General features: G+C 68.0%; 18 protein-coding genes and 1 riboswitch. Of the genes, 8 read left to right on the plus strand and 10 right to left on the minus strand.

The genetic code is table 11. The features are described 5' to 3' along the window. Positions 1–5: 5 nt before the first annotated feature. Positions 6–1,559, plus strand: coding sequence for a trypsin-like peptidase domain-containing protein (locus G9Q80_RS05290; RefSeq protein WP_088716716.1), 1,554 nt, complete (start codon positions 6–8; stop codon positions 1,557–1,559). 20 nt (positions 1,560–1,579) lie between these two features. Here G9Q80_RS05290 and G9Q80_RS05295 read toward each other — a convergent pair whose 3' ends face one another. From G9Q80_RS05295 to G9Q80_RS05315, 5 genes are read right to left on the minus strand one after another with little or no spacing between them, the layout of a single operon-like run. Continuing rightward, entirely contained in the window at positions 1,580–2,224 is a 645-nt protein-coding gene (locus G9Q80_RS05295) for an energy-coupling factor ABC transporter ATP-binding protein (protein WP_088671529.1), read from the minus strand. After that, positions 2,221–3,009, minus strand: a complete 789-nt coding sequence (gene cbiQ, locus G9Q80_RS05300; RefSeq protein WP_088716715.1) for a cobalt ECF transporter T component CbiQ — start codon at positions 3,007–3,009, stop codon at positions 2,221–2,223. Before cbiQ ends, G9Q80_RS05295 begins: the two co-directional genes overlap by 4 nt. Further along, positions 3,006–3,587, minus strand: a complete 582-nt coding sequence (locus G9Q80_RS05305; RefSeq protein ID WP_088716714.1) for a NikL family nickel/cobalt ECF transporter subunit — start codon at positions 3,585–3,587, stop codon at positions 3,006–3,008. The genes cbiQ and G9Q80_RS05305 overlap by 4 nt, the downstream gene beginning before the upstream one ends. Beyond that, positions 3,584–4,201, minus strand: a complete 618-nt coding sequence (gene cbiM / locus G9Q80_RS05310; RefSeq protein ID WP_069209570.1) for a cobalt transporter CbiM — start codon at positions 4,199–4,201, stop codon at positions 3,584–3,586. Before cbiM ends, G9Q80_RS05305 begins: the two co-directional genes overlap by 4 nt. A gap of 6 nt (positions 4,202–4,207) precedes the next feature. Beyond that, the gene (locus G9Q80_RS05315) at positions 4,208–5,005 is read right to left on the minus strand and encodes a DUF4198 domain-containing protein (protein ID WP_232788316.1); all 798 of its coding nucleotides are present in this window, start codon (positions 5,003–5,005) and stop codon (positions 4,208–4,210) included. Positions 5,006–5,133: 128 nt separating this feature from the next. After that, positions 5,134–5,336, minus strand: a riboswitch (cobalamin riboswitch). A gap of 132 nt (positions 5,337–5,468) precedes the next feature. Between G9Q80_RS05315 and G9Q80_RS05320 the strand changes: the two genes are divergently transcribed. From G9Q80_RS05320 to G9Q80_RS05335, 4 genes are all read left to right on the plus strand, one after another. Next, a complete protein-coding gene (locus tag G9Q80_RS05320; RefSeq protein WP_088716713.1) occupies positions 5,469–6,158 on the plus strand; it encodes a D-lyxose/D-mannose family sugar isomerase in 690 nt (229 codons plus the stop codon). Positions 6,159–6,223: 65 nt separating this feature from the next. Next, complete coding sequence (locus G9Q80_RS05325) at positions 6,224–7,228, plus strand: aldo/keto reductase (RefSeq protein ID WP_088716712.1); 1,005 nt, start codon at positions 6,224–6,226, stop codon at positions 7,226–7,228. 32 nt (positions 7,229–7,260) lie between these two features. Further along, the gene (locus tag G9Q80_RS05330; RefSeq protein WP_088716711.1) at positions 7,261–7,956 is read left to right on the plus strand and encodes a fumarylacetoacetate hydrolase family protein; all 696 of its coding nucleotides are present in this window, start codon (positions 7,261–7,263) and stop codon (positions 7,954–7,956) included. Positions 7,957–8,228: 272 nt separating this feature from the next. Next, positions 8,229–9,290, plus strand: coding sequence for an acyltransferase family protein (locus G9Q80_RS05335; RefSeq protein WP_157903883.1), 1,062 nt, complete (start codon positions 8,229–8,231; stop codon positions 9,288–9,290). On the opposite strand, the gene G9Q80_RS05340 is transcribed toward G9Q80_RS05335, so the two are convergent. Together G9Q80_RS05340 and hemN are read right to left on the minus strand one after the other, a co-directional pair. Continuing rightward, complete coding sequence (locus G9Q80_RS05340; protein ID WP_088716709.1) at positions 9,238–9,663, minus strand: PACE efflux transporter; 426 nt, start codon at positions 9,661–9,663, stop codon at positions 9,238–9,240. The two genes, G9Q80_RS05335 and G9Q80_RS05340, sit on opposite strands and share 53 nt — an antisense overlap. Positions 9,664–9,822: 159 nt before the next feature. Further along, positions 9,823–11,178 (minus strand): oxygen-independent coproporphyrinogen III oxidase, encoded by a 1,356-nt coding sequence (hemN, locus tag G9Q80_RS05345; protein WP_088716708.1) that lies wholly within the window; start codon positions 11,176–11,178, stop codon positions 9,823–9,825. A 243-nt stretch (positions 11,179–11,421) separates the two neighbouring features. On the opposite strand from hemN, the gene dusA reads away from it, so the two are divergent. Genes dusA through G9Q80_RS05360 form a run of 3 tightly spaced genes read left to right on the plus strand, consistent with a single transcriptional unit; the run spans position 11,422 to position 14,005 of the window. Next, positions 11,422–12,417: a tRNA dihydrouridine(20/20a) synthase DusA gene (dusA, locus tag G9Q80_RS05350; RefSeq protein ID WP_232788315.1), complete on the plus strand. Its 996-nt coding sequence runs from the start codon at positions 11,422–11,424 to the stop codon at positions 12,415–12,417. 5 nt (positions 12,418–12,422) lie between these two features. Next, positions 12,423–13,238, plus strand: coding sequence for a sulfite exporter TauE/SafE family protein (locus G9Q80_RS05355; protein WP_069209577.1), 816 nt, complete (start codon positions 12,423–12,425; stop codon positions 13,236–13,238). Next, positions 13,229–14,005 carry a phytanoyl-CoA dioxygenase family protein gene (locus tag G9Q80_RS05360; protein ID WP_416045635.1) on the plus strand — a complete coding sequence of 259 codons (777 nt, stop codon included), beginning with the start codon at positions 13,229–13,231 and terminating at the stop codon, positions 14,003–14,005. The genes G9Q80_RS05355 and G9Q80_RS05360 overlap by 10 nt, the downstream gene beginning before the upstream one ends. Before the next feature lie 128 nt (positions 14,006–14,133). Here G9Q80_RS05360 and G9Q80_RS05365 read toward each other — a convergent pair whose 3' ends face one another. The 3 genes from G9Q80_RS05365 to ccmI all read right to left on the minus strand — a co-directional run bounded on the left by G9Q80_RS05365 (position 14,134) and on the right by ccmI (position 16,307). Beyond that, complete coding sequence (locus G9Q80_RS05365; protein ID WP_043146464.1) at positions 14,134–14,370, minus strand: DUF1289 domain-containing protein; 237 nt, start codon at positions 14,368–14,370, stop codon at positions 14,134–14,136. A 16-nt stretch (positions 14,371–14,386) separates the two neighbouring features. Further along, the gene (gene ruvX, locus G9Q80_RS05370; RefSeq protein ID WP_043146463.1) at positions 14,387–14,884 is read right to left on the minus strand and encodes a Holliday junction resolvase RuvX; all 498 of its coding nucleotides are present in this window, start codon (positions 14,882–14,884) and stop codon (positions 14,387–14,389) included. Between the two features lie 187 nt (positions 14,885–15,071). Then, positions 15,072–16,307: a c-type cytochrome biogenesis protein CcmI gene (gene ccmI, locus G9Q80_RS05375; RefSeq protein ID WP_088716707.1), complete on the minus strand. Its 1,236-nt coding sequence runs from the start codon at positions 16,305–16,307 to the stop codon at positions 15,072–15,074. Positions 16,308–16,339 lie beyond the last annotated feature (32 nt).

The following is a 16,339-nucleotide window of genomic DNA, read 5'->3' on the forward strand; positions in this document are numbered from 1 at the left end:
CGTCCGTGTCTATTGCCCGCCTTGCCGCTGCTGTTTCGTTCATCTCATTTGCCGGCGCGGCCCCGGCGCAGGACCTGATGCTGTTCCCGCCCGAGACCTTCGGGCAGGTGGTGGCACCGCGCAACGAGTCGATGCTGGACGTCCAGCTTGAGGCGCAGGTGGGGTCCTACAACAACGAGTTCGTGTCCAGCTATGGCGACAGGTCGATCTTTGCGCGCACGGGCCGCGCGGTGGGGATGTTGCAGATCCTGACCAATGTCGGCCATGCGCCCTGCACCGCCTTTCTTGTCGAGGGCAACAAGCTGGTGACCAATCACCATTGCGTGCCGGGTATCCTGAAACATCCCAGGATGGTCGAGAAGGGCGCAACCAGTATCGCGGCGGTGCAGTTCCACGCCGGTTTCCTGCGCGACGGGATCGAGGCGGGGGTCAAGAGCTTTCACGTCAACCCGGTGCCGCTGGAGACCAGCGAGGCGCTGGACTACACGGTGCTGCAGGTGCTGGGCGATGCCAATGCCGAGTTCGGCGCGCTGGAGCTTTCGGCGGCGGTTCCCAATGACCGCGATCCCTTCTGGGTGATCGGGCACCCGATGGGCGAGGCGCAGCGGATCAGCCGCGAGAAATGCCAGGCGGACAGTCCGGCCCTGGCCGGACATAGGCTGCGGCACACCTGCGATACGCTGCCGGGGAATTCCGGTTCTCCGGTGATCGACGCAGGGTCGCAGAAGGTGATCGGGCTGCACCACGCGGGCAGCCGGGCCGGAAAGGTGAATTTCGCGGTGCCGATGGCAGAGATCCTGGCGCAGTCGAAGGTGTTGAAGGCGGTCGCCAAGGCGCCGCCAGCCAAGGCGGACGCCGAAAGGGACGCTGAACGGGCGTTGGAAGCGGCGCTGGCCGAGCTGGAGAAGCTGCGCGCGGAAAAGGCGGAACAAGCCGTTGCGGTGCAGGCGAAACCGGTTGAGCCCGTCGACCCGGCGCCGGTTGCAGAGCCGGTGGACGCGCGCGACATCCTGCGCCAGACGCAATCGCATCTGAACAGGCTGGGCTGTGATGCGGGCACGCCGGACGGGATCACGGGGCCACGGACCCGCGAGGCATTCCGCCGGTTTCTTGTCGCGACGGATGTTGCGCTCGAGGCTGGCGATCTTGGGACGGCGCAGGCGCTGGAGGCCATCAAGGTGCGGTCGGGCACCGTCTGCAAACAGGTGGTCGCGGCCCCTGCACCGGAGGCGGACACACCTCGGGAACCGGGGCAGTCCACGCCTCCTGCACCGGTTTATTCGATGGTCGGGACATGGAGCTGGTCTGCAACCTGTCCGCTGGGTGTGGCCTCCGGGACCACCACCTATCGGTCGGCGGGGGGCAATGCCTTTACCGGGACGATCAGCGGCACGTCTGGCAGCGGGACCACGCGGGGCACTCTGAACGGGCGCAGCTACTCGGCCACGGAGACCTTTGGTTGGGTCACCAATACCGCCAGTGGCACCTTGTCCAAGGATGGCCGGTCACTGAGTATCAGCGTTTCGAATGGCTGTCGCGTCACGGTCCGCAAGAATTAGCGCGGCGGGATGGGCCGTGCCTAGACCGGCACCAGCCGCCCCTCCCGCAACTCCAGCGCGCAGGGCGCGATCCTCTCCCGAAACGCCGGGTCGTGTGACACCAGCAGGATCGGCAGCGGCAGGGCGTCGATGATCTCGGTCAGGCGGGCCTGGTTTTCCGGGTCGAGCGCGTTGGTCGGCTCGTCCAGCAGCAGCACCTCGGGGGACATGGCGAGGACGGTGGCGAGGGTCACGAGGCGTTTCTCGCCGCCCGACAGTTTATGCGTGACACGGTCGCGCAGGTGCAGCAGGTCGAGCACCATGAGGGTCTGTTCGACCACGGCCAGCGCCTCGTCCCGGCTCTTGCCCAGGTTCAGGGGGCCAAAGGCCACGTCCTCGGCCACGGTGGGACAGAAGAGCTGATCGTCGGGGTCCTGGAACACCAGCCCGATGCGGCGGCGGACCTCGTGGAAGTCCCTTTCACGGCTGCGGGTGCGGTCAAAAATGGTCACGGTGCCCGAGGTGGGCCGTTGCAGCCCGAGGATCATCCGCAGAAGCGTCGACTTGCCGGCGCCGTTGGGGCCGGTCAGGGACAGCCGCTCGCCGGGGCCAAGGCGCATCGAGGCGCCGTTCAGCACCGGGGGCTGGCCGGGATAGGCAAAGTGCAGATCGTCCAGTTCGATCATCGCAGCGTCAATTCCAGTGTCAGCAGCAGGGCGAAGGCGCCGAGGAGAACCAGCGCAAAGAGCGCGTCGGCACGGGTACAGCGGAACTCTTGCAAAAGCACGATCCGGCCCGAGAATCCACGGCATTTCATCGCGCCCAGCAGGCGTTCGGAACGCTCGATGGCGCGCACCATCATCATCCCGACCAGGTAGCCGAAGCTGCGGTAGCTGTGCCAGTTGGTGCCGGGGCGAAAGCCGCGCACCTTCATCGCGGCGCGCAGGCGCAGGTATTCCTGGCGCAGCACTTCGACGTAGCGGATGGTGAACATCATCAGGTGCACCAGGGTTTCCGGGGTCTTCAGGCGGTAGAGCGCGTGGCCCAGCGTGACCGGCTCCATCGTGCCGACAAGGGTGATGAGGGCGAGGACCACGGCATTGGCGGTCAGGCCGATCTGGATGGCGCGGGCAAACCCCTGCCAGGAGGCAGGATAGCCCCAGAGGGTAAAGATCGGGTCGCCGGGCACGGTGAAGGGCAGGAGCAGCAGCATGAAGAGGATGAAGCCGTCGACCATCGCGACACGTTTCAGCGTCCTTGCCGGGGGCAGGCGCGACAGCGCCAACAGGGTCAGGGACAGCGCCAGCGCGGCGGTGAGCGCGACTAGGTTGTCCAGCGCCACCACGAAGACGCCATAGGCGATGGCGGACAGGATGCGCACGCGCGGGTCCAGCGCGGCGATGGGGCCGGGGCCGCGGCGGGGGCCGTCACCGGGCAGGGCGGCGCTGGTGTTCGACAGGATATGCGTCACGCCCCGGCCTGCGATTTGAGCTGGCGCCGGGCGGCGATGTAGAAGCCCAGCCCGAAGAGCCCGAGGATATAGCCCATGCCGCCGAGGATCGTCTGCAGGTCGTTCTTTTCACGGTAGGCGGCGATCTCGCGGCGCAGGGGGCGCATCTCGTCGCGGACGATGCGGGCAATCTCGGCCCGGTCGGCATCCGACAGCGCCACGCCGGGGGCGGCGGGCGCCGTCGTGGGGGCGGGCGCTGCGGGTTCGGGCGCGGCGACACCCAGGATGCGGGCGACCTCTTCGGCGGGCATGGTGACATTGGCCAGGTGCCCGGCGCCGAGGTCCGAGCGGAAGGTATGGGCGACGGGTTCGGTCGGCGTGTAGATGAAAAACCCGTCGGCGTCGGTCACGGTCTCGCCCAGCAGCGTGCCGTCGGGGCCATAGACCTCGACCGGCTGGTCGGTGGCCATGTCGCCGTTGGAAAAGCCGATTTCGCCCTCGATGGCGCTGCCGGAGGGGAAGACGGCGGCGATCACCTTGTGAGCCAGTGCCGGGACGGGCAGGGCCAGCAGGCAGAGGACAAGCGCCAGCCGGATCATGCCTCGGCCTCCTTCATCGACAGGAAAAGGTCCGGTTTGACTTTGCGCGCCAGCAGGACCGCAAAGCCGGTCAACAGGCCCTCGATGACCATGATCGGCAGGTGGGCGACAAAGACAAGGTGCGCGACGGCGAGGAATTCGTCGCCCGAGAACATCAGCGAGAGGGCGACGAAGAGCGTCGTCAGGGCGGTGGCGCAGGCGCCGCCGATGCCGCCCCAGATCGCCGCCCCGACAGGACCGCCGCGCAGGATCAGCGGGCGGAAGACCAGCCCGACGAGGACCGCCGCAAGGGCGATATTGACGGTGTTCACCCCCAGCACGGTCAGCCCGCCAAAGCCGAAAAAGACCGCCTGCAGCACCAGTCCGACGAAAAGCGCCGGGAAGGCGGCCCAGCCGAGGATCAACCCGGCCAGACCGTTGAGGATGAGATGCACCGACGACGGACCCACGGGCACATGGATCAGCGAGGTCACGAAGAAACTGGCCGAAAGCACCCCGGCCGCCGGGATACGGTCCAGCGGCAGGGCGCGCAGGCCAAGGGCGATGCCCCCTGCCGCCGCCACCGCGCCGCCGATGACGACCGGGTTCGAGAGGGCTCCGTCGACGATGTGCATCTTGGGTTACTCCAGTTCCCAGGCGCGGATCCAGAGGACCGCGTCCTGGCTCAGCTCCTTGCCCTCATGTTCGGTCACCGGACCGGCGCCAAGGGCGGCAAAGCCCCAGTACCCGGCCTTGGGGATGCCGAAGGTGAAATAGCCGTTGGCGTCCGAGATCGCCACGACGGCCCCTCCGGGCGGCGGGCTGGCCACGGGGGCGGTGGCCGAGGATCCGTCCATGTCCGGTTCGGCCGCCATGTACTCGATCTCGATTTCCGCGCCGGCAACGGGTTCACCATTGGCCAGCACCTGCCCGGTGAAGGTGGACCCGGCGATGATGTTGTAGGGCTTGTTCAGGGGCAGGATCTCTGTGGGCAGGCCCACGGGCGCCATCCAGTCGGTCGGCAGCGTGTTGCGGTTCAGCACGGACTTGGTGAACTGCTGGATGTACTTGTCCTCGGATTCCTCGAAATAGGGCTGGGGCACCGTCACCAGCACATAGTCGCCAGACCGTTTCACCGGGACCGAACCGAGGAAGGCGGCAGCGGAATTGCTGGCGCCGGTAAAGGTGATCGGCTGCAGCGTGTCCATCAGGTCGGTCTTTTCGCCGCGATGAATGACATAGAACTCCTGCGGGCGCTCCAGGTCCATGACATGGCCGTTTTCGAAGGGGTGCCAGAACACCAGCTTGACCGGCACGTCACCGGGACGGTCGATCAGCGCGTCGGTGGTGTATTCCAGCAGGAAATGCGCGGGTGCCGCCGTGGGCAACGCCAGGAGCGCGCCAACAAGGGCCTGTTTTCCGAGGGTAAAAAAAGTCACTGATATCGTCCTTGTCCAGTCTGCGCCATCCCCGGCGCAATGCGGTGGAGACGTGGGACAAGGCGGCCGGGGTCCGAACAGGACACAGGCCAGACGCTCACCCCGACGTCCGGTGGAGCCGTGGCCATCTGGGCCGCGGGTGTCCGGCAGGTCTCCTGACTCGCGGGTCGTTGCCTGGGCCTGCCTTCCCGGATTGCTCCAGTGGCGTCTTGGCCCGGCTCTCCGCTTACAGTTGCGGGGGCAGTTGCCGGATTGGCGCGGATGCGCCGCACGGCATTCCCTCTTTCCCCCGGAAAGTCGCCTTTCCGGGACCGGTCACGGTTCTGTGTGTGACAGGTTCGCCAATGCGGGGCAATGGTCAAAGTGACATGCGCGGTCCCTCGTTCGGGTAGTTGGTTGACGGAACCGAGTCGGTGGCGGATAGCTGTCACAAAGCCGCTATCGCTAACGGGAGGACTGGGGCATGAAACGGTCACGCATCAACGCCATCATGACGGAGGCGGACGAGATGATCCGCCGCCACGGGTTCACCCTGCCGCCCTTTGCGCAATGGTCGCCAGAGGCCTTCGTGGCGCAGGCGGGCGCGGCGCGGCATGTCATCGACTCTCGTTGTGGTTGGGACATCACCGACTATGGCGCCGGGCGCTATGACGAGATGGGGCTGTTCCTGTTCACCCTGCGCAACGGGCTGCTGTCGGACCTGACCTCGGGGCGGGGGATGTGCTACGCGGAAAAGCTGCTGATCTCGAAACAGGACCAGCTTTCGCCGATGCACACCCATGTCATCAAGGCCGAGGACATCATCAACCGGGGCGGCGCGACACTGGTGGTGGAGCTGTACGGATCTGACGACCAGGGCGATTTCGCCGAGGATCGCGGCGGCACCGTGATGTGCGACGGGATCGTGCACGACTATGTGGCGGGCGAAAAGCTGCAACTGGCGCCGGGCGAAAGCGTGACCCTGCGGCCCGGCGACTGGCACGCCTTCTGGGGCGAGGGCGGCGACGTGCTGATCGGCGAGGTCAGCACCGTGAACGACGACGAGACCGACAACATCTTTCGTGAACCGATCGGGCGCTTTTCCGACATCGAGGAGGACGAGGCGCCGCTGCACCTGCTGGTCAGCGACTACAAGGCCTGGCTGGGGGCCTGAGGCCGGGACTTGCCAATGCGGGAGGCGGGCGCCACTCTGCGCCCGTCGGCAAGAGGGGGCAGGACATGCTGAGACGGGCACTAGGACAGGGCGGGCCGGAGGTATCGGCGCTGGGCATCGGGGCGATGTCCTTTGCGGGCTTTTACGGCGCGGTGAGCGAGGACGAGAGCCACGCGGTGCTGGATGCGGCGCTGGACGCCGGGGTCGATCACATCGACACCTCGAACGTCTATGGCATGGGCAAATCCGAAGAGATCATCGGCAGCTTCCTGAAACGCTACGCGGGCAAGGGCGGCACCCCGTTCCGCATCGCCACCAAGGCCGGGATCACCCGCGACCCGGACACGGGCGCGCGCATTTTCGACAATACCGCTGCCCATCTTGAGGCGGAGCTGGACAAGAGCCTGCAACGGCTGGGGCTGGAGCAGGTCGACCTGTTCTACGTCCACCGCCGCGATCCCCGGATCGAGATCGAGGAGGTGACGGAGTCGCTGGCGGCGCTGATCCGCAAGGGCAAGATCGCCTCTTTCGGCTATTCCGAGATTGCTCCCACCAGCCTGCGCCGTGCCGCTGCCGTGCATCCGGTGGCCGCCGTGCAATCGGAGTATTCGCTGCAGACGCGCCTGCCCGAGATGGGCCTGTTACAGGCCTGCGAAGAGCTGGGCGCCGCGCTGGTCGCCTTTTCGCCGGTGGGGCGGGCGCTCTTGTCCGATACGCCGCCGACGCCGGAACGGGTGGCGGCGGCGGGGTTCCTCAAGGTCAATCCGCGCTTCATCGGCGGCAACCTGGAACGCAACATCGCCGCCAGCCAAGGCTTGCGCGACCTGGCCGCAGAGGCGGGTTATGCCACGGCGACGCTGGCCATCGCCTGGGTGTTGTCGCAGGGCCGGACGGTGCACGCGATCCCCGGCACCCGCAGCCCGGGGCACCTGCACGAACTGGTGCGCGGGGCCTCGATGATGCTGGGCGACGACCTCAAGGCCGAGATCGAGCGCCGCCTGCCGCTGGGCTGGGCGCATGGGTCGCGCTATTCGGCAGAGCAGTGGATCGGCCCGGAATCCTATGGTTGAGCCCGGCCTTCCCAAACACGAGGACAGTTGACATGGAATACGTTTTCCCGCCCGCACCGCAGGCCGGTGCCGCCGTCGCAGGCAGCGCGGCGCGTTTCCCGGTGCGCCGGATCTTTTGCGTCGGGCGCAACTATGCCGCCCATGTGCGCGAGATGGGCAAGGACCCGGACCGCGATCCGCCGTTCTTCTTCACCAAGCACGCGGGCGCATTGGTCGACAGCGGCGCGACCGTGCCCTATCCGCCCGAGACCGGCGATTTCCACCACGAGGCGGAACTGGTGGTGGCCATCGGCACGGGCGGGCGCGACATCGCCGAGGCGGACGCGCTGTCCCATGTCTGGGGCTATGCCGTGGGCAACGACCTGACCCGGCGCGACCTGCAGGCCGAGGCCAAGAAACAGGGGCGGCCCTGGGACTGGGCCAAGGATTTCGATGCCTCCGCCGTGGTCGGCCCGGTGCATCCGGTGGCCTCGGTCGGCCATCCGGACAAGGGGGCGATCCGGCTGACCGTCAACGGCGAGACGCGCCAGGACGGCGACCTGGCCGAGATGATCTGGACCGTGCCCGAGGTGATCTCGATCCTGTCGCACTCGATGAAACTGGCCCCCGGCGACCTGATCATGACCGGGACGCCCGCGGGCGTGGGCGCGCTGGCGCCCGGGGACATCTGCGTGGTCGAAATCGCGGGGCTGGGCCGGATCGAAACGTTGATCGGCCCGCGCGGCTGAGGCGGCGCCCGGTTTCCGGGCCATCCGGGTGACGCAACGACACCCTGCGTCAAAAAACTTGCCAGCCCGGATATTCGGGCGCACGCTCGTCGGAATTTTCCGTGTCCGGATTTTCTGATGAGTGTTTCTGTTCGCGCCCCCCTGGGGCGCCCGCACGCCCGACCCGCAAGGACCTCAAGACCTGAAATCGCAACGGGCCGCGCCACGGCAAGGCCCAAACGAGGCGCCAAGTAATGCCGCCCCCCGCCGTTGGCAGGGGGAGGTCCGGCGTCGTGTCCGACACCGGGCGATACCGCAATTTCGACACGCTGCGCCTGTGGGCGGCGGTGGCCGTGGTGCTGTCGCACAGTTTCCTGATCGCCACCGGGACCGAGGACGGAGACCTGTTCAAAGTGCTGACCGGCGAGGTCGCAGGCTTCTACGCGGTGCAGGTGTTCTTTGTGCTCAGCGGTTTCCTGGTCACGCGCAGCCGGTTCGCCTGTGACAGCTCGTGGGATTATGCGCGCAGGCGTTTCCTGCGGGTCTACCCGGCCTACGCGGTCAGCGTGTTGCTTGTCTTTCTCCTGGTGCCGTTCCTGATTGACGGGGCCGGCGCGCATCTGGCGGATGAGCGAACCTGGCGGAACCTGCTGAGGACGCTGGCCGCGGATTCCACCCGGGCGAAAGTGCCGGAGTTCACCTATTACGACGCCCCGGTGGGGGAGAGCCTCAACCCGGTCTACTGGACCATCGAGGCCGAGGTGCTGCTGTACCTGCTGGTCGGTCTGCTGTATGCGCTGCGGCTGCTGACGCTGCCGGGCTGCCTGTTTTTCCTGGTGCTGGCCATCTGGGTGCGGCTGTTTGCGCCTTTCGCCGACGACCTGCACCGCTGGGCCTTGCAGTACGGTGCGCCCGGGTTCTTTTCCGGGGCTGTGATGTGGTTCGTCTTTCGCCACCACAGGCCACGGGCGTGGATCGCCGCTCTGCTGGCGGTGGTGACGCTGGCGGGGATCTTCCTGTCGGATGCCACCCGTGTCCTGTTCCCGGTCTTCGCGGCCTATCCGCTTCTCTGGCTGGGCAGTCGCGGGGCGCCGGATCTTGGAAACTGGACGCGCGCGGGTGACCTGTCCTACGGCATCTACCTGTTCGGCTGGCCGGTCCAGCAGGTGATCCGTTCGATCACCGGGCCGATGGAGGGCTGGAGTTTCTTCCTCCTTTGTCTCGGCCCGGTCCTGCTGGCGGGCTGGCTGTCCTGGCACCTGATCGAACGTCCCGCCCTGCGGCTGAAGGCAGGTGCGGGCGTCAGGCCTCCTGGCCGTCGGGCAGGGGAAACAGCAGGTCGTAGGCCCAGTTGAACGCGAAGGCATAGACCAGGAAGAAGGCGGCAAAGGACAGGTCCATCACCAGCGCCTGCCAAAGCGAGATGTCCAGATACCAGGCCAGGAAGGGCATGAGCAGCGCCAGCAGCCCGGCCTCGAACAGCACCGCGTGCAGCAGCCGCAGGCGCAGAGTCTTGGCCGTGGTGCCGCGCCGGTGGTGCAGCACCCGGTCGAACCCGGAATTGTAGAGAATGTTCCACAGCGTCGCGATCGCGGACCCGACAAGACTGACCGCGCCGGTGTCATGGGCGGGCATGTGAAAGGCGATCATGCCAAGGGGGACGATCAGGCCAAGAGCAAGGATTTCAAAGCAAAGCGCGTGGCGCAGACGGTCAAGCGGGCGGCGCATGGCAACCTCCTGGAAATTGCCGGGCCGTCCCGGGACTGTTCCATCGCTGGAGGTCGTCCTCTGCCGTCTAGATGGGACAGTCTGACTTGGGGTTCAAGCCTGCGGTCAGACGTTTTTCCTGCCCCCGGCGGCCCTGTCGCGGGCCGTCGGGGGCCGGTGTCAGGAGGCCTGGCTGTAACGCGCGCCGTCGGGCGTGTAGCCGTCGAACAGGCGCGCCACCATCCGCGTCAGGGCGCGGCCCTCGGGGGGGATGGCCAGGGTGTCGTCGCCAAGCGTGACGAGGTCGCCGAAGCGTTCGGCGGCCCGGGTCATTTCCCCCCGCAGGCCGTCGGCTTCGGGGCCGAACTCTGCCCGCAGCGCGTCCAGGTCCAGCCGGAAATCGCACATGATCATCTCGATCGCGCGGGCGCGCAGCAGGTCGTCGCCGGTCATGAGATGGCCGCGCGCGCCCGCGAGGTCCCCGGCCTCGATCCGCTGGACATAGGCGGGTGTCGCCGGGGCGTTCTGGACAAAGCCCGTCGGCAGGCGCGAGATCGAAGAGGCGCCAAGCCCGATCAGCGTGGCACAGCGGTCGTCGACATAGCCCTGGAAGTTGCGGCGGAGGTGCCCGGTGCGGGCGGCCAGGGCCAGCCCGTCGTCGGGGCGGGCGAAATGGTCGATGCCGATGCTGTCGAACCCGGCCTCGGCAAAGCGGCGCGCGGCCAGTTCCGCCAGCTGGTAGCGTTCCACCTCATGCGGCAGCGTGGCCTCGTCGATCAGTTTCTGCCGCTTGGACATCCAGGGGACATGGGCATAGCCGAACAGCGCGATGCGGTCCGGTGCCAGTTCCAGCACCTTGGCCACGGTGTCGTTTAGCCGCGCCGCGTCCTGGTGCGGCAGGCCATAGACGAGGTCGGCGTTCAGTGAGCGGATGCCCGCCGCGCGCAGATCCTCGACGCAGGCGCGGGTCACGTCGAAGGGCTGCAGCCGCCCGATGGCCTCTTGCACGACCGGGTCGAAATCCTGGATGCCGATGCTGGCGCGGTTCATGCCCTCGGCGGCCAGCGCGGCGATCTTGGCCCGGTCCACCATGGTCGGGTCGATCTCGACCGAGAATTCGCAATCCTCGGTGGGCGGGATGACCGCCTTGACCGCCTGTGCCAGCCGGTGGATCAGCGCCGGCGGCAGGATCGTGGGCGTGCCGCCGCCCCAGTGCATCCGGCCCATGCGCAGGCCCGGTGGCAGGGTGTCCTTCAGCAGGGCCAGTTCCTGTTTCAGTGTGCCGATGTAGCTTTCGACCGGGGCCAGCGTCTGCGTGCCCTGGGTGCGGCAGGCGCAGAACCAGCACAGGCGTTCGCAAAAGGGGATGTGGATATAGACCGAGACCGGCACATCCGGGTCCAGCGCGGCCAGCGCTTGCGCCTGGTCCGTGGCGCCGACCTGCGGGGTAAAGACCGGGGCGGTCGGGTAAGAGGTATAGCGGGGCACCCGGGCGTCGAAGAGGCCGAGGGATCTGAGGCGGTCGATCTGTTTCATGTCTTCCCCATGCGCCTTTCGCGGGCCGCGCACTTTGCGCCTGATCAACTTCGCTTGCGAAAATGCCAGGGCCGCGCGGGCCTGTCGTTCCGATCTGGCCCAGACGGGCGCGACAGGGTACCCCGTCCGGACCGTGGATTCGCGCGTCCGGTTGGGGCTGAAAAGACTTTCGGAAGCTGCTAGGGAATGGCGGTCATCGCGCGTGGCACCAGGATGCACAGGGCCAGAGGAGCAGGTGGAGACATGAGAGCAGAGGTAGTTTCGGCCGCCCGCCTGTCCGTGGCGCCGATGATGGACTGGACCGACAGGCATTGCCGCTATTTCCACCGGCTGATCTCGGGCCGTGCGCTGCTTTACACAGAGATGGTGACGGCCCCCGCGCTGGTGCGCGGTGGGGCGCTGCACCTGCTGGACTTCGATCCTTCGGAACATCCCGTGGCGCTGCAGCTGGGCGGGTCGGACCCGCGCGAACTGGCGCAGGCCGCGAAACTGGGACAGGCGGCGGGCTATGACGAGATCAACCTGAACTGCGGCTGCCCCTCCGACCGGGTGCAATCGGGCACCTTCGGCGCGGTGCTGATGAAACACCCGCAGACCGTCGTCGACTGTGTCAGTGCCATGCAGGATGCGGTGGATGTCGAGGTGACGGTGAAATGCCGCATCGGCGTCGACGACCAGGACCCCGAGGAGGTCCTGCCCGAGTTCCTCGCCCGGCTGGGCGCCGTGGGCTGTTCGCGCATCATCATTCACGCGCGCAAGGCCTGGCTGCAGGGGCTGAGCCCCAAGGAAAACCGTGACATTCCCCCGCTGGACTATGACCTGGTGCAACGGATGCGGGGCCTGTTCCCGCACCTGCATCTGTCGGTCAACGGCGGCATCACCGATCTCGACCAGGCGGCGGCCTTCCTTGAACAGGGCCTGGACGGCGTCATGGTGGGCCGCGCCGCCTATCACCAGCCCTGGGACATCCTCGGCGAGGCGGATGCGCGGATCTGGGGGCAGGGCGGCGGGCAGACCGCCGAGGGCGTGGCCCGCGCCATGCTGCCCTACATCAAGGCGCATCTGGCGGCAGGCGGCAAGCTGCACCAGGTCACGCGGCACATGCTTGGCCTCTTTTCCGGTCGTCCGGGCGCACGGCGCTGGCGGCAGGTACTCTCGACGGGGGCCACGCGCGAGGGCGCGGGGCCGGAGCTTGTCGAAGAGGCGCTTTCACATATCGGACCAGCAAAGGCGGCCTGAACAACATGGATCTTTCGGTACTTCTGCCCCTCGTGGGCATCCTGGTGGTGGCGGCGGGTTTCGCCGGTATCCTGGCAGGGCTTTTCGGCGTGGGGGGCGGGATCATCCTGGTCCCGGCCTATTTCTACGTCTTCTCGGCAACGGGGTTTGACGGGCCGCAGCTGATGCAGATCTGCCTGGCGACCTCGCTGGCCTCGATCATTGTGACCTCGACCCGCTCGGTCATGGCGCACAACAAACGCGGCGCGGTGGACTGGGACATCCTGAAATCCTGGGCGCCGGGGATCGCGCTGGGCGCGGTGGTGGGCGTGCTGATCGCCGCCGGGCTGCGCTCGGACGCGCTGGCGGTGATCTTTGCCGTGCTGGCGACGATCGTGGGGATCTACCTGGCTTTCGGGCGCAAGGACTGGCGTATCGCGCCGCAGATGCCGGGAACGGTGACGCGGTCCATCCTGTCACCGGTGCTCGGGTTCCTCTCGGTGCTGATGGGGATCGGCGGTGGCAGTTTCGGCGTGCCGCTGATGACGCTCTACAGCGTGCCGATGCACCGGGCGGTGGCGACGGCGGCGGGCTTTGGCCTGCTGATCGCGGTGCCCTCGGTGCTGGGGTTCCTCTTCGTGCAGGTCGATGGCGCACCGCCCTGGACCCTGGGCGCGGTCAATGGCCCGGCCTTCCTGATCACCATCTGCATGACGGTGCTGACGGCGCCCCTGGGGGCAAAACTGGCCCATGCGTTGGACGCGATGGTGCTGCGGCGGATCTTTGCGGTCTTCATCCTGATCGTCGCGGCCAACATGATGCGCGAGGCGCTGTGGGGCTGAACGACCTGGAGACGCAGGGCTGGACCCGCTTCGCCGCCGACCCCGCGACGCTGAAATGGGCCGCGGCGGCGCATGAGGCGGGCCGCGCCGTGCTGGCCGATCCGGCGATGCGGGCGCAATGGCTGCAATGCGAAGGCACCTGGTTCGTGGGCGTCGATGCCCTGCCCACGGCACCCGACGGCAGCATCGGCGGCGTGCCCCTGGCGGGCGCCGCGCCCGCCGCGCTGGCGCCGCTGCCCGCGCTGCACCCGGCGCAGCTCTCGATCACCTTTCCCGGCTACCCGCGCCCCCGCGCGGGCGAAAGCGAGGCCGGGTTTCGCTACCGCCTGAACCGCGACGCGGCCCATGTGGACGGGGTGCTGGCCGAAGGCGCGGCGCGCCGCCGCCATATCCGCGAACCCCATGCCTGGATCCTCGGCCTGCCGCTGACAGAGGCCGATCCCGGCGCCAGCCCTCTGGTCGCCTGGGAGGGCAGCCACCACGTCATGCGCGACGCCCTGCGCGCCGCGCTGGAAGGGAAGCCGCCCGAGACCTGGGCCGATGTGGACGTGACCGAGGCCTACCAGGCCGCGCGCCGCACCTGTTTCGAAACCTGCCGGAGGGTGGTACTGCCCGCCGCGCCGGGCGAGGCGCTTTTGCTGCATCGGCTGACCCTGCACGGGATCGCGCCCTGGGCCGAGGGCGCCCAGGCGCCACCGGAAGGCCGCATGGTGGCCTATTTCCGCCCCCAGGTCATGGGCGGCGCGGAGGCGTGGCTCGCCGGGTGAGTTCCGCGCCAGGCCCCAGGGTTTCTTCTTGGCAAAAATACTCCGGGGGAATCGACCGCAGGGAGATGGGGGCGGCGCCCCCTTTGGCCTGTCCCCGGATCTTCGTCGGAGCGGTCGGCCAATGGCATTCAGTTCCGGGATTTCATCCGAGCGGCGCGCCCGCCGCGCCGTTTGCGCAGCCGCCCGGCACGGTCAGGCAGGTCGTCCATCACTTCGCGGCGTTCTTCTGTGCTCATGCTGGACCACATCGAGATTTCCCGCGCGGTGCGCAGGCAGCCGGTGCAGAGCCGTTCCTGCGGATGGATGACGCAGACCTTGATGCAGGGGCTTTGGACCTCGTTGCGGGACCAGATATCGTCTTTCATACCCAATTGCTCCGGCCTACTCGGGCGCGTCCGCCGCGCCCGGTTGCGCGTTCAGGTACCGCATCCGGTCCAGCGCTCCTTGCAGGATATAGGCGGCGGCGACATGGTCGATGACCTCGGAGCGACGTTTTCGGGTCGTATCCGCCTCGAGCAGGGCTTTTTCCGCCGCCACGGTCGACAGGCGTTCGTCCCAGAAGGTGATCGGCCCCTCCCAGAGGGCGGTGAAATTGCGGGCGAAGGCGCGCGTCGACTGGCAGCGCGGCCCCTCGCTGCCATCCATGTTGCGCGGCAGGCCCAGAACCACCCCGCCGATGTTGCGGGCCTCGAGGATCTTGACCAGTGCCGCCGCATCGACGCCGAATTTCTTGCGCTTGATGGTTTCCAGCGGTGTCGCGACAGAGCGGAAGCTGTCGCTGACGGCCACCCCGATGGTCCGCGTCCCGAGGTCGAGCCCGGCCAGGGCCACCATCGGCGGCAGGTCGGCGGTGAATGTGTCGATGCTGTCGTGGATCATCGTTGCGGCGCTCCGTGGATGGCGGCAATCCGGATGGGCGCCTTGCGGCGCGCAGGTCGTCTCGCCTGCGGCCTTCGGCCTCCGGCTCTTGGCAGGGGGCGCTGCCCCCGTCGCGCGCGGCGCGACTCCCCCGGAGGTATTTGCAGGCCCAAAGAAGGCCAGCGCGCGCAGGGGGCCGGCATGCAGGTCAATCGGCAACCCCGGCGCGTTGGGCGGCGCCTTTCAACAGCTCCAGCGCCTCTGGGCTTTGGGCAAAGACCGTCCGGGCCTCCGTGTAGATCGCGCCGGCGCGCTCCGTCTCGCCGATCACGCCCAGCGAGGAGATCAGCCGCGCCCAGTCCTCGACCGGGCCGCCTTCCTCTGCGAGGCGGCTGGAGAGCTGGCTGACCATGCCGCGGATCATTTCCTGCCGCTCTTCCGGCGTCATGTCGCGGGCGGCGTCGATGTCGGCGGCGCTGGGCCCGCGCGGCGTGGCACCGGCGAGTTGCGGCATCTGGAAGTTCTGCACCCCGGCCATGAAGGCGAGGTCCTCGATCTGGTCGCTGATCGGCTGCACCCAGGGGTCCTGCGCGCTGCTTTCGCGCAGCAGCTTGTTCCAAATGCGGAACCCGACGTCGGGGCGGCCCACCTGGGCCATCATCAAGCCGCCGTAGTAGCGCGCCACGCCGTTGTCCGGATCGCGCGACAGGGCCTGTTCCAGCACCGCTTGCGCCTCGGGCGAGACATAGCCGCCGGCGGCCAGGATCATCATGTCGGCAAGATCGGTGAAGTCCTTGGCGGTGGCCGCGTCGCCCTTGAGCCGGATGACCTGCGCCTGGGCATTGTAGGCGGCGGAGAAATTCCCCAGCGCCGCCTCGGACCGGGTCAGCAGGACGTGGCCCTGGATGTCGTCGGGGCGGGCCTTGACCGCCTCGCGCAGCCGTTCGACCAGCGCCAGGTATTGCGGGGTGGCGTCCGGCGCGGCCTGGGGCGGAATGCGCGCCTCCATTGTGGCCTGCGAGGGACGGCTTTTCAGCGCCTCCTCGGCACGGGCCAGCCGCGCCTTGAGCGGCACGTCACCATAGCCCGCCGCGCCGATCCGGGCGTAGAGCCCGAAGGCACCGCCCACCACCACCAGCGCGATGACCGCCGCAAGGGCAAATCCCAGCGCACGGGGTTGTTCGGCCCGCTCGCCGCGCGCCTGCAGCTTGGCGTCCGCCGCCAGCAACCGGCGCGAGATCTCGACCCGCAGGCGCTCTGCCTCCTCGGCGGGGATCTTGCCGCGTGCCGCGTCCGCCTCGATCTCTTTCAGCTGATCGCGGTAGACCTCGAGGTCATAGGCCTCTGCCGGGCCCGTGGCGCGCCGTCCGCGCAAGAGGGCCAGAACCAGGGCCCCTGCGCAGAGCAGGGCCAGGGCGGTGGTCACTATCCAGAATACGGTCATCGGCCTCCCTTTCTGCTACCTCACTTAAGGCG

It is taken from the genome of Mameliella sp. LZ-28 (genome assembly GCF_012274245.1).
Classification (GTDB): Bacteria; Pseudomonadota; Alphaproteobacteria; order Rhodobacterales; family Rhodobacteraceae; genus Antarctobacter; species Antarctobacter albus.